The following is an 11,342-nucleotide window of genomic DNA, read 5'->3' on the forward strand; positions in this document are numbered from 1 at the left end:
CTGATCGGCCCCGGGGCGAGGGGTCGCGGGGCACCTCGCCCCGGGGCCGATCAGGGGTTCGTACGGCGGTGGGTGCGGGCCGGCTGGTGGTCGTCGCACTTCCAGCCGCACGGGTAGGGCCGGGCGGGCCGTGCGTGGCATCGGGGGTTGCCGTGCTCGCACGACGGCGGCGGCTTCTCCTCGCGCGGCGCGGTCATGCGGCCCGCCCGTAGCGTTCGGCGAGGATCTGCTCGGCGGCCTGCTCGCCGAGAAACTGCGTGTACGCCGGCGGTATGGCCTCGGTGAGTTCGTGCCGGACGTCGGTCCACGTGATCCGCATTGCGGCTTGCATCTCGGCGACGGTGGCTTTCCCACCCCCGTTGCCGTACGCGGCGACGTACTCGCCGTCGTAGTGGCGGCCGTGCCTCCACCCGCGCACGCGTCCGCGGTGCGGGGTGTGCGGGAGGGCGAGGGGGAACCATCCCTCGGCCTCGAACTTGCGGTGCCGCAGGATCGGGAGGCCGAACATGGTTCCGCACAGGACGACGTCGGGGCGCGCGTCGGGGTTCTCGATCAGGTACGGCCGGCCCGCGGCGCGCATGGCCTCGCGGCCGGGGCCGATCAGGTTCGGGTATCGGTCGCGCAAGTGCGCGTTGGTGCCCTTGGTGATCGCGGCGCCGTACTGGCACGGCCACGACGCGTGTATCAGGTCGTACTCGCGGCCGTGGGCCCGTATGTACTCGATCGCGTCGCCCTTGATGAACGCGAACGGGTAGTTGGGTTGGTCGACCAGGTCGACGCCCACGACGTCCCACCCGGCGAGGTACCAACCCATGGCGGCGCCCCCTGCGCAGCAACAGGCGTCGAGGACGGTAAGGCCGTTCCACGGGCGGGCCGGGAGCGGGAAACCGGTCCGGCTCGATGCCTGGGAGTGGTCCAACTGGCCGGGCACGTGAACGGTGCCCGGCCGGTCGAGGACGGCGGCCGTCACTTCTCGCCCCCGGCGGTGATCGCGGCGAACTGGTGGGCGAGGGTGCCGGTACGCCACGCCTCGGCGGTCGCCTCCTTGCCGTCCTTGCGCCACGTGAGCGAGTGCGTGCGGGCGCTGGTCGGCTTGATCAGGACGCCGGGCACCTCGACCAGTTCGCCCGTGTCCGGGTCGGGCCACATCGCCGGCCGGGTGCCCTTGCCGTCGAGGGACAGGTCGAGGGCGGCCATTTCGGCGACCAGTTCCGCGGCCCGCCACTCCTTGACGGTGCGCACGACGCGGGTTTCGGTGAACTCCTGGCGCCGCTCGGGCCACCGTGCGGCCACCCATCGGGCGAACGCCTCGGGGTCCGTGACGACGGGCCCGGTCGTGCCCCGGCGGAGTGAGATCGTGGCGACGGTCTGCCCGTTGGGGAGTTCCGCGGCGACGCGCTCGACTCCGTCGCGCTTGGCGGCGCGGTCGAGGGCCGTTTGCATGCGGGCCCGTACGTTCTTCTTGGCGGCGGCCACCCGGGCGGCGAGCAGGTCGAGGGCGGCCTCTTCGACGGCGAGGTCGCGCAACGACTCGACGGGCTGCTCGGCGTCCTGGGCGACGTCCTGGTCGGGGGTGTCGGTGGTGGTGCTCATGCTGCGGTGGTCTCCTGGGCGGCGTCGATCAGGTCGTCGCGCATCTCGCGCAACTGGGCGAGGGTGGCGTCGGTCGGCTTGCAGCCGAACCGGGATGCGAACAGGGCCTCGACCTCGTCGCGGTCGGTGACGCCGGCGCCCCGGGCGGCCTCGAACACCTCGGCGACGGCGATCACGTGTTCTTCGGCCTGCTGCGGCGTCTCCTGCTGCGGGGGCGAGCTGGTGCTCGCGGTGGGGGCCGGTTCGGCCTTCTTGCGGGGCGCGGCCTTCTTGCGGGGCTTGGCGCCCGGCTTGGTCGCCCCGACGTCGGCGAGCTGGGCGAGGTAGGGCGGCGGGGCCCCCTCGGCCTTGGCGGCGTCGTACAGCTTCCGAACGGCGGCGGCGGTCTTGGCGGCCTTGGCCTTGGCGAGGTAGTCGACCGACGGCCCGCCGGTGGCCTGCTGCTCCTGCTGCTGCGGGGGTGCCTGCTCCCACGGGCCGGGCTCGGCGCGGTCGCTGCGGCGCGGCTGCTGTTCGGCCTCGGCCGGGGCCTGCTCGGCGGCCGGGGCCTGGTCGACGTTCTCGGGCGTCGGCTCGGGCTTTACCGGCTCGTCCTCGGCGGCGGCGGCCTCGGGGTCCTTCGGCGCGGTGTGTACGGCGGACCACTGCACGACGGGGCGGCGGCTTCCGTCGTTGTAGAGGCTGAGGCCGAACTGATCGCCGAGATTGGTTGCGCACCGCTTCAACGCCTGGGACAGGGCCGTTTTCATGGCCATGTCGTGGGCGTCGCCGAGGCGCGGCTGATTCTGGGCGGCGCCGGACGCGGCGTCGTCCCACGACGACAGGGTGCGGCCGTCGGGGGTGCGCACGGTGAGGCGCACCTGTGCGCGGTAGACGACGGTCCATCGGCCCTTGTTGATCTCGGTCTGTGCGACGCACGCGAGTTCGAGGGTTTCGTCGCTCCACCCGCCGAAACCGAATACGCGGTTGAGCCATCGGCGCACGTCCCACGCCTCGACGTGGGACTGTCCGTTGAGGTTCTGGACGCGCGACGGGTTGATCGGGGCGAGCAGGGTTGTTACCTGCTCGGGCGCGAGGTCGCGGGGCCCGGCCGTGGTCGGCTGCTCGACGGGCGCGGTAAGCGCGGTGGGGAGGGTGGTCACGGTCACGGGCGCGCGGTTCCTTCCGGGGCGGTGCGGTGGCGTATGTGGGCGGCGAGCCGGGTGATACGGCCGGCGAGGCTGATAGCGGCGTCGGGGTCGAGCAGGTCGTCGAGGTCGCCGGCGAGGGGCACCTCGTCGACCAGGGCCTCGCGGCTCCCGTCGGCGGCGGCGGCCCGCATGGCGCGGTCGTACTCGGGCACGTCGTGCCCGTAGATCGCGTGGTCGAGGGCGCGCACGTTCTTGCCGTGCTCGGTGAGCAGGGCGCCGAGGGTGTCGGGGTCCTCGACGAACGCGAGGGCGAGGTCGTCGAGCAGGGACTCGGCGCGGGCGGCGATCGGCAGACGGACGGCGCGGCCGTCGGCGGTGAGCTGGGGGCGGATCACTGGTCGACCCCCTCGACGGCGTCGAGGCCGAGGGCGGCCGGGGCGACCGGCTCGTCGACGACCAGGACGCCGGACGTCGCGTCGTAGGTGCGGGCGCGGTCCCAATCGGCCTCGGGGAATGCCCGGGTGAGCAGGCCGTAAGCGGCGGCGCGCTGCTCGGCCGTGGTGGGCAGGACGCCGGCCGCGGAGTAGAGGACGACGGCCCGGGTCGCGCGGCCGTGGTGGGTGGTCGGCACGGTGTGCACGCGGACGGTGCCGGGGGCGATCTGGTGGAGCTGGCGCGCGACGACGGCGACGAACCGGGCACGGGCGCGGGCGGCCTGGGCGCCCTTGATGGCGAGGACGGCGCGGGGGCGGCGGGGCTGGGTAACCTGGTGGGTGTTCACGATCGGGTCCCTTCGGGGTCTGGTCAGTGGGGCCGTCCGGGTCGCGTCCGGGCGGCCCTTCTTCGTGTTCAGGCGGCGGCGCGGTGGGCGGCCGGCGCGGTGTCCCGGCGGGCCTCGCGTTCGAGGCGGCGCACGATCAGTTCGTGCGCGGGGGACAGGCGGCCAGCGGCGCGGTCGCGGGCGATGCGGAGGCGGGCGCGGTCGAGGACGGCGCGGGCCTCGGCGATGGCCTGGTCGCGGGGGATGACGGCGCCGGTCATGCGGCGACCTCGGCGACCTCGGCGCGGTGGTAGAGGGTCGAGGGCGCGATACCGACGACGTCGGCGACGCGGTCGGCGTGGTCGCCGCGGGGGGCGCCTACGCCGTTCCATATGCGCCACGCGGTGGGCACGGACAGGCCGGCCTCGCGGGCGAGCTGGGACGGGGTCTTGATGCCGCGCATGCGGGCGGCGGTGTGCAAGAGGGCACGGTCGTACGCCACGGGGGAAACCGTTCCTTTCGATCTCGGCAGCTATCTGCCGAGATCGAAAGTAGCAGCTTTCTTTCAAATCTGAAAGTAAGCGCTCCCTCACCCCTCGGGAATGGTCGTTGACAGCAGGTAACGGCCATACCAGAATCGATCGCACGTACGAGTCGGGGCGGACAGTGCCGACGTAGACGGCATGCGCGAGGGGGCAAGGTGGGGCAAAACGCCGTGACTGAAAGGTGGCGTGTCCACGCACAGCGTGGGGCGCTACATTTCAACCATGAAAAACAGCAAGCGGCGTACAACCCCACCGCAGCCTCATGCGTCTACGCCCGCCGAGGACTTCGGCGCATGGCTCTCACGGCGCCTCGAAACGCTCGGATTCAACCTGTCCGGCCCCCGGAGCGGCGGACGCTCCGCATTCGCTGAACAGTCAGGCATCAGCCCATCCACGGTGACGCGCCTACTCCGCGGCGAGATGCCCACCGATACGCGCATCCTGCGCACCCTCGCCGAGGCAATCGACGTCCCCCTCGGCGAAGTGCTCATCCGCGCCGGCGTCATCACCCCCGACGAACTCGCGGAGGTTCAACGACCCGTAGCGGCCTCACGGATCACCCCCGAGCAGGCCGCCGACCAACTCGGCATCACGGACCCGGCCGAACGCAAAGTCTTCGTGAACATGGCACAGACCTTGCGCCGCACCGCGCCAGACGACGGCGAACAACAGCTCGCCGACTGAATAACCAGCACGGAGGACACCCGCTCTCATGACCCTTCTTGCCCGGCGTCTCTACTTCCCCTCGACCGTCGCCGTCGCGCTCGGCACGGTCATCGCTATATCCGGGGTCCTCGTTGGTCACTTCACAATGTGGCGCCTCGGCCTGGTCTGCCTGGTCGCCGCGATTCCCGCACTCTGCTACTGCCTTGCCCAGCGCGCGTCACAGGCGAGCGACGACCAGCTCGCCGACATGCACCGCGCCGGCTACCGGCTCGCCCTCCAACACGTGGCCCTCGGCCTGCTCGACTCGCCGGCCGCACCGCCGGACGGCGGCGAGGGCGCCCCGAGCGAGGACACGCAGGGACTCAGCATCGTTCGTCCCGCGGAGTTGCCCGACAACGTGCGCCGTCTCCGGGCGCGCGACAACCGCAACAGGAAAGCCGTATGACACCACTGGACACACCAGCCACCTTCCACGGCTCGCCAAAGGGCGAGCCGTGGCTCGGTTACATCAGGGTCTCGACATGGCGAGAGGAGAAGATCAGCCCGGAGCTGCAACAAACGGCCATCGAGTCATGGGCCGCGCGCACCGGGCGCCGCATCATCGACTGGATAACCGACCTCGACGCGACCGGCCGCAACTTCAAGCGCAAGATCATGACCGGCATTCAGCGCGTCGAGGAGCGCGAGGCCGTCGGGATCGCCGTCTGGAAGTTCTCACGGTTCGGGCGGAACGACGTCGGTATCGCCGTCAACCTCGCCCGGCTCGAACACGCCGGGGGACAGCTCGCCTCGGCGACCGAGGACGTCGACGTGCGGACCGCCGTCGGTCGCTTCAACAGGCGCATCCTGTTCGACCTCGCCGTGTTCGAGAGCGACCGCGCCGGCGAGATGTGGAAGGACGCCCACCAATGGCGCCGCTCCCACGGCATCCCGGCAACCGGCGGGAAACGCCTCGGTTATGTGTGGTTCCCCCGGCGCATCCCCGACCCGGCCCGGCCCGGACAGTGGACCATTCAAGAGGAGCGCTACGAGGTCGACGACGACGCCCGCGCGGATATCGAGTCCCTGTTCGAGCGGAAACTCGGTCTCGACACAGGTAAGCCAGAGGGGTACGGCGCCCTTGCCGGATGGCTCAACCGGCTTGGCTACCGGACAGGCGTCGGCACCCTGTGGAAGGCCGACAGCCTGCGCCGCTACATGCTGTCGGGCTTCGCGGCCGGGCTACTCCGCATCCATGACCCCGACTGCAAGTGCGATTACACAGCGAACGGCGGCACCTGTACCCGATGGCTGCACATCGACGGGGCGCACGAAGCGATCATCACCCCGGAACTCTGGGAGCGGTACCTCGCGCACGTCGAGGAACGACGGCGTATGTCGCCCCGGGCCCGGAACCCCACCTATCCGCTTACCGGCCTGGTTCGCTGCGGCACGTGCCGGGGCGACGCCGGCGCCACCTCCGCCCGACGGGCGGGCGGGCGCGTCTACGGATACGCCTACATGTGCGGCAACCAGTACCACTCAGGCGGCACGGTGTGCGCCAACGGCGTATGGGTCCAGCGCTACATGGTCGAGGACGCCGTGTTGGATTGGGTGCGACGCGAGGCGGCGGCCAGCATCGACGCCCTGCCCCCTACTCCCGTTGAGGTCGCCCCGGACCGCGACAGGCAGCGTGCCGCCAGGGAACGGGCGAAGCTGCAAGCGGAACACAGTCGCCTCGAAAAGGCGCTCGGCAACCTCGCTGCGGACCGCGCACTCAACCCGGACAACTACCCACCCGGGGTGTTCGAGCAGGCCCAGGCCCAACTACTCGCCCAGCTCCGCGAGGCCAAAGCCGGCGCCGAGCAGGCCGCCGCGGTGGAAACCGCACCGCGCCGCGAGGACTTCACGCCGATTGCCGGCCGGCTGCTCGACCTGTGGGACGTCTTGGATGCCGCGGAGAAGAACGGCATCCTTCGGCAGCTCATACACCGTGTCGTCTGCACGCGGGGCGCCAAGGGAAAGAAGGGGGTAGAGGGGAGCGGTGACACCCGCGTCACCGTGCACCCCGTGTGGGAGCCGGACCCGTGGGCGGCCACGTCGACCGCTTGACCTGCGCTTTTCACTGATCGCACCCACTTGTTTTACACGTGTCGTCCCTGGACGAGACCCCCGAGTTCAGCAGCAAGGCGCTGGACGCCCTGCGCCAGCCGCTGGAAGCGGGGCACGTGGTCATCGCGCGCAGCGCGGGCGTCGTCCGCTTCCCGGCGCGCTTCCTCATGGTGCTCGCGGCCAACCCGTGCCCCTGCGGCCGGTTCTCGCGCACCGGCGACCGGTGCGAGTGCCCGCCCTCCGCGATCCGCCGGTACCAGGCCCGGCTCTCCGGACCACTCCTCGACCGGGTCGACCTGCGGGTTGAGGTGGACGCCGTCACCCGCGGCGAGCTGACGGCGGCGGGCGCGCGGGGCGAGACCACCGCGACGGTCGCCGACCGGGTGCGCGCGGCCCGCGAACGCGCCGCGGCACGGTTCCACGGCACGCCGTGGCGCCTCAACAGCGAGATCCCCGGACGGGAGCTGCGCGGCCGCTGGCAGGCCGCACCGGGCGCCATGGACGAGGCCGAGCGCAGCCTGGAGCGGGGCGTGGTGACCGCGCGGGGGCTCGACCGGGTGCTGCGGGTCGCCTGGACCGTCGCCGACCTCGCCGGCCACGACCGCCCCGACGCGGGCGACGTCGCCCTCGCCCTGCAACTGCGGACGGGCGTGCCGCGTGGGGCGCCGATGGCGATCGGGGCGGGGGTGTGAGGGGATGAGCGGCGTGAGTGGGCCGTACGAGCCGATGGAACGGACGGGGCCGGCCGAACCTCCGGGACCGAGGGACGGCCTGGCGGATTCGGGTGGCCCGCCTGGAGGGGCCGGGCGCGACGCCCCACCGCGGCAGGCCGGCTGGGATATTCGGGGTGACTGGGGCGGCCGGAGCGACCCGGTGGGCCGGACCGGGCGAAGCGACCAGGCGGGCCGGACCGAGGGCCAGAGCGACCAGGCGGGCCGGACCGGGGGCCAGAGCGACCAGGTGGGCCAGACCGAGGGCCGGAGCGACCAGGTGGGCCGGACCGGGGGCCGGAGCGAGCGAGGCGGCCAAGCCGGCCTCCTGGGCCGGATCTTCCTCACCCGCGTCCTCGAACCCGGCGACGAGACCGGCGGGCGCTGGGTGCGGGAGCTCGGGGTGGACGGCGTGGTGCGCCGGCTGCGGCAGCGCGGAGAGCCCCTGCCGGGCGTCAGCGGGAAGCGTTGGGCCGGGCTGATCGCCCGGGCCGAGCGGGCCGACCCGCACCGGGACCTCGCCGTCGCCCAGGGCGCGGGCGTCCGGTTCGTGTGCCCCGGGGACACCGAGTGGCCCGGCCAGCTCGACGACCTCGGAGACGGCCGCCCGCTCGGCCTGTGGGTGCGCGGCACCCCGGACCTGCGGATGTGGGCGCTGCGCTCGGTCGCCCTCGTCGGCGCCCGCGCCTGCACCGAGTACGGCGCGTTCATGGCCGCCACCCTCGCGGCCGGACTCGCCGAGAAGGGGTGGATCGTCGTCTCCGGCGGCGCCTACGGCATCGACGGCGCCGCCCACCGCGGGGCGCTCGGCGCGGGCGGCGCGACCGTCGCCGTGCTGGCCTGCGGGGTCGACCGCCCCTACCCGCGCGGACACGCCGGGCTGATCGGCCGGATCGCCGAACAGGGCCTCGTGGTCGGCGAGTTGCCACCCGGTGAGCATCCGACGCCCAGCCGCTTCATCCTCCGCAACCGTGTGATCGCCGCCCTCACCCGGGGCACCGTCGTCGTCGAGGCGGCCCACCGCAGCGGCTCCCTGGTGACCGCCCGCGCCGCCCGCCGGCTCGGACGCCACACGATAGGGGTACCCGGCCCGGCCACCAGCGGCCTCTCCGCCGGCGTGCACGAACTGCTCCGGCAGGACGCCGCCCTGGTCACCGACGCCGACGAGATCGTCGAACTGGTCGGCGACATGGGCGAGCTCGCGCCGGAGCGCAGGGGACCGGTCCTGCCCCGCGACCTGCTGGACCCGGCGGTCCGCCAGGTCCTCGCCGCGGTGCCGGTCCGTCGGGCGGCCCGCCCGGACGACATCGCCCGCACGGCGCAGACCACCCCGGACGACGCGATCGCGAAACTGTACGAACTCCGAGCACTTGGTTACGTCGAACGACACGGCGACGGCTGGAAGTTGACGCGCCAGGCGATGATCTCGGTCCGGGCCGGCGCCGATGACCGTTGACACAGCGTGTTCGGCCGTCCGGGGGAACCCCGACACGCCCTGGAAAATACGTCAGTTGGGGTATCCGGGTGATCACACAGAGCGACCGGCGTGCCCCGGCGGGACGGCCCTCGGAACGTATCTGCGCACGGCCCGCCCCTCGTTCTTCGCACACCGCGACGCCACAGTCACGCTACGCTCACGGAGGATCCAGACACGGACGGCCCAGAACGGACACCGAGCACACGCCAGACGGACACCACAGCAGACACCAGAACAGACATCGGACAGACCACGCACCCAGGCAGTACCAGCCCACGGCAGAACGGCACTAGGCGACGAATGCCCCAGCACACCTCCGGGTCCGACCGGGCGGCGATCCCCCCAGCCGCCCGTGACGGTGGCAGCGTGCGGCCGCCCGCTCCCTCGACGCTCGACGAGCTGTGGCGGTCGTACAAGGCGACGGGGGACGAACGTTTGCGGGAGCAGCTGATCCTGCACTACTCACCGCTGGTGAAGTACGTCGCCGGCCGGGTCAGCGTGGGGCTGCCGCCCAACGTCGAACAGGCGGACTTCGTCTCCTCCGGGGTGTTCGGGCTGATCGACGCGATCGAGAAGTTCGACGTCGACCGAGAGATCAAGTTCGAGACGTACGCGATCACCCGGATCCGCGGCGCGATGATCGACGAACTGCGGGCGCTGGACTGGATCCCCCGCTCCGTCCGGCAGAAGGCCCGCAACGTGGAGCGCGCCTACGCCACCCTCGAGGCACGGCTGCGGCGCACACCGACGGAGAACGAGGTCGCCGCCGAGATGGGCATCACCGTCGGCGAACTGCACGCCGTGTTCAGCCAGCTCTCCCTCGCCAACGTCGTCGCCCTGGAGGAACTGCTGCACGTCGGCGGCGACGGCGGCGACCAGCTGAGCTTCATGGACACCCTCGAGGACACCGCCGCCGACAACCCGGTGGAGGTCGCCGAGGACCGGGAGCTGCGCCGCTTCCTGGCGCGCGCCATCAACACGCTGCCCGAGCGCGAGAAGACCGTGGTCACGCTGTACTACTACGAGGGCCTGACCCTGGCCGAGATCGGCAACGTCCTCGGCGTGACCGAGAGCCGGGTCAGCCAGATCCACACCAAGTCGGTGCTCCAGCTGCGCGCCAAGCTGGCGAGTTTCGGCCGCTGACCGAGGGCGGCGACCGGGGTGACCGGCCCGCGGAATCCCTGGCCGCGGCGGCCGGGCCGTCCGTACAGTGGACGACGTGCCAAGGATTCGAGCGGCCTCCGTGGCCGAGCACCGGTCGATGCAGCGAGCCGCCCTGCTGGACGCGGCACGCTCCCTGCTGTCCGAGGGCGGTACGGAGGCGCTGACCTTCCCGGCCCTCGCCGAGCGCACGGGCCTCGCCCGGTCGTCCGTCTACGAGTACTTCCGCTCGCGGGCGGCCGTGGTCGAGGAGCTGTGCGAAGCCGACTTCCCCGTCTGGGCGGCCGAGGTCGAGGCGGCGATGGCGGACGCCGAGAGCCCCGAGGGCAAGATCGAGGCGTACGTCCGCAGGCAGCTGGAACTGGTGGGGGACCGGCGGCACCGCGCGGTCGTCGCGATCTCCGCGAGCGAACTCGACGCCGGCGCCCGGGAGAAGATCCGCGCCGCCCACGGCGGACTCATCGCCATGATCGTCGAGGCGCTCGCCGCGCTGGGGCACACCGAGCCCCGACTCACCGCCATGCTGCTCCAGGGCGTGGTCGACGCCGCCGTGCGCCGTATCGAGCTGGGCGCGGCCGAGCACCCCGACGTGATCGTCCGGGCGGCGGTCTCCCTGGCCCTGCACGGCGTCCGGGGCTGAGGCCCGAGACGCCGCGCCACCTGTCGGCCGGATCTTCAGGGCAGGGGCACCCCCAGCACCGGCAGCAGCCGCGACGGACCCCGCTGGAGCAGCCACGGGGGCAGCAGGGAGAGCGGGTCCAGGTAGGCGTCGCCCCGCAGCAGGCCCCAGTGGACGCAGGGCGCCGTGCAGTGGGAGCCGCCCGCCTCCACCGTGCCGATCACCTCGCCCGCCTCGACCTCCGCGCCCCGGGGCACCGAGGCGCGGACGGGTTCGTAGGTGGTGCGCAGCGGCGGGTCCCCGGTTCCGGTGAGCTCCACCGAGACCACGCCCCTTCCGGCCACCCGGCCCGCGAACGACACCCGGCCGTCCGCCACGGCCCGTACCGGCGTCCCCGGCGGCGCCGCCAGATCGACGCCCCGGTGGCCGGGTCCGTAGACCGTCGCCGGCGGTTCCCAGCCACGCAGCACCCGTGGCCGTACGCCCACCGGCCAGGTACGGGCGATGGCCGGAACCGGGCCGTCCGCGGCCCGGAGCCGGCTCGCTCCGACCGGCGCCGGGGTGGGGTCCCCCACCCCGGCGCCGGTCGG

Annotated in this window: 15 protein-coding genes and 1 pseudogene; 7 read left to right on the forward strand and 9 right to left on the reverse strand. The window is 72.7% G+C overall.

Features of this window, described 5'->3' with window-relative positions:
* Positions 1-50: 50 nt before the first annotated feature.
* From CCN29_RS17645 to CCN29_RS17680, 8 genes are all read right to left on the reverse strand, one after another.
* Positions 51-197 carry a hypothetical protein gene (locus tag CCN29_RS17645; RefSeq protein WP_442538403.1) on the reverse strand — a complete coding sequence of 49 codons (147 nt, stop codon included), beginning with the start codon at positions 195-197 and terminating at the stop codon, positions 51-53.
* Entirely contained in the window at positions 194-814 is a 621-nt protein-coding gene (locus CCN29_RS17650) for a DNA methylase (protein ID WP_075986201.1), read from the reverse strand. Before CCN29_RS17650 ends, CCN29_RS17645 begins: the two co-directional genes overlap by 4 nt.
* A 152-nt stretch (positions 815-966) precedes the next feature.
* Positions 967-1,593 carry a hypothetical protein gene (locus tag CCN29_RS17655; protein ID WP_075986200.1) on the reverse strand — a complete coding sequence of 209 codons (627 nt, stop codon included), beginning with the start codon at positions 1,591-1,593 and terminating at the stop codon, positions 967-969.
* Positions 1,590-2,741, reverse strand: a complete 1,152-nt coding sequence (locus CCN29_RS17660; protein WP_075986199.1) for a Rad52/Rad22 family DNA repair protein — start codon at positions 2,739-2,741, stop codon at positions 1,590-1,592. Before CCN29_RS17660 ends, CCN29_RS17655 begins: the two co-directional genes overlap by 4 nt.
* Positions 2,738-3,118, reverse strand: coding sequence for a hypothetical protein (locus CCN29_RS17665; RefSeq protein ID WP_075986198.1), 381 nt, complete (start codon positions 3,116-3,118; stop codon positions 2,738-2,740). Before CCN29_RS17665 ends, CCN29_RS17660 begins: the two co-directional genes overlap by 4 nt.
* Positions 3,115-3,504: a hypothetical protein gene (locus tag CCN29_RS17670; RefSeq protein WP_107481711.1), complete on the reverse strand. Its 390-nt coding sequence runs from the start codon at positions 3,502-3,504 to the stop codon at positions 3,115-3,117. Before CCN29_RS17670 ends, CCN29_RS17665 begins: the two co-directional genes overlap by 4 nt.
* Before the next feature lie 68 nt (positions 3,505-3,572).
* Positions 3,573-3,764, reverse strand: a complete 192-nt coding sequence (locus CCN29_RS17675; protein ID WP_075986197.1) for a hypothetical protein — start codon at positions 3,762-3,764, stop codon at positions 3,573-3,575.
* Positions 3,761-3,985: a helix-turn-helix domain-containing protein gene (locus CCN29_RS17680; protein WP_236586754.1), complete on the reverse strand. Its 225-nt coding sequence runs from the start codon at positions 3,983-3,985 to the stop codon at positions 3,761-3,763. Before CCN29_RS17680 ends, CCN29_RS17675 begins: the two co-directional genes overlap by 4 nt.
* A 265-nt stretch (positions 3,986-4,250) precedes the next feature.
* Here CCN29_RS17680 and CCN29_RS17685 point away from each other — a divergent pair, with 265 nt between their 5' ends.
* The 7 genes and pseudogenes from CCN29_RS17685 to CCN29_RS17715 all read left to right on the forward strand — a co-directional run bounded on the left by CCN29_RS17685 (position 4,251) and on the right by CCN29_RS17715 (position 10,773).
* On the forward strand, positions 4,251-4,712 hold the full coding sequence (locus CCN29_RS17685) for a helix-turn-helix domain-containing protein (RefSeq protein ID WP_075987829.1): 462 nt from the start codon (positions 4,251-4,253) through the stop codon (positions 4,710-4,712).
* 28 nt (positions 4,713-4,740) lie between these two features.
* A complete protein-coding gene (locus tag CCN29_RS17690) occupies positions 4,741-5,139 on the forward strand; it encodes a hypothetical protein (RefSeq protein ID WP_075986196.1) in 399 nt (132 codons plus the stop codon).
* A complete protein-coding gene (locus tag CCN29_RS17695; RefSeq protein ID WP_075986195.1) occupies positions 5,136-6,785 on the forward strand; it encodes a recombinase family protein in 1,650 nt (549 codons plus the stop codon). The genes CCN29_RS17690 and CCN29_RS17695 overlap by 4 nt, the downstream gene beginning before the upstream one ends.
* 47 nt (positions 6,786-6,832) lie before the next feature.
* Positions 6,833-7,477: pseudogene (locus tag CCN29_RS17700) on the forward strand (ATP-binding protein); the annotation flags it as partial.
* A 298-nt stretch (positions 7,478-7,775) separates the two neighbouring features.
* A complete protein-coding gene (gene dprA / locus CCN29_RS17705) occupies positions 7,776-8,951 on the forward strand; it encodes a DNA-processing protein DprA (RefSeq protein WP_051792174.1) in 1,176 nt (391 codons plus the stop codon).
* Positions 8,952-9,272: 321 nt separating this feature from the next.
* The gene (whiG, locus tag CCN29_RS17710; protein WP_006130436.1) at positions 9,273-10,115 is read left to right on the forward strand and encodes an RNA polymerase sigma factor WhiG; all 843 of its coding nucleotides are present in this window, start codon (positions 9,273-9,275) and stop codon (positions 10,113-10,115) included.
* A gap of 100 nt (positions 10,116-10,215) precedes the next feature.
* Positions 10,216-10,773, forward strand: a complete 558-nt coding sequence (locus CCN29_RS17715) for a TetR/AcrR family transcriptional regulator (RefSeq protein ID WP_086683021.1) — start codon at positions 10,216-10,218, stop codon at positions 10,771-10,773.
* A 35-nt stretch (positions 10,774-10,808) separates the two neighbouring features.
* Here the strand turns inward: CCN29_RS17715 and CCN29_RS17720 are convergent, their stop codons facing one another.
* Complete coding sequence (locus CCN29_RS17720) at positions 10,809-11,327, reverse strand: murein hydrolase activator EnvC family protein (RefSeq protein ID WP_086683024.1); 519 nt, start codon at positions 11,325-11,327, stop codon at positions 10,809-10,811.
* Positions 11,328-11,342: the final 15 nt, after the last annotated feature.

It is taken from the genome of Streptomyces pseudogriseolus, from assembly GCA_002154585.1.
In the GTDB taxonomy this organism is placed as follows: Bacteria; Actinomycetota; Actinomycetes; order Streptomycetales; family Streptomycetaceae; genus Streptomyces; species Streptomyces pseudogriseolus.

Excerpts from the sequence above, each read along its gene's own strand:
- CCN29_RS17650 (WP_075986201.1), bottom strand. The coding sequence starts at position 814 with ATGGGTTGGTACCTCGCCGGGTGGGACGTCGTGGGCGTCGACCTGGTC.
- CCN29_RS17695 (WP_075986195.1), top strand. The coding sequence starts at position 5,136 with ATGACACCACTGGACACACCAGCCACCTTCCACGGCTCGCCAAAGGGC.
- CCN29_RS17690 (WP_075986196.1), top strand. The coding sequence starts at position 4,741 with ATGACCCTTCTTGCCCGGCGTCTCTACTTCCCCTCGACCGTCGCCGTC.
- CCN29_RS17655 (WP_075986200.1), bottom strand. The coding sequence starts at position 1,593 with ATGAGCACCACCACCGACACCCCCGACCAGGACGTCGCCCAGGACGCC.
- CCN29_RS17685 (WP_075987829.1), top strand. The coding sequence starts at position 4,251 with ATGAAAAACAGCAAGCGGCGTACAACCCCACCGCAGCCTCATGCGTCT.
- CCN29_RS17645 (WP_442538403.1), bottom strand. The coding sequence starts at position 197 with ATGACCGCGCCGCGCGAGGAGAAGCCGCCGCCGTCGTGCGAGCACGGC.
- whiG (WP_006130436.1), top strand. The coding sequence starts at position 9,273 with ATGCCCCAGCACACCTCCGGGTCCGACCGGGCGGCGATCCCCCCAGCC.
- CCN29_RS17675 (WP_075986197.1), bottom strand. The coding sequence starts at position 3,764 with ATGACCGGCGCCGTCATCCCCCGCGACCAGGCCATCGCCGAGGCCCGC.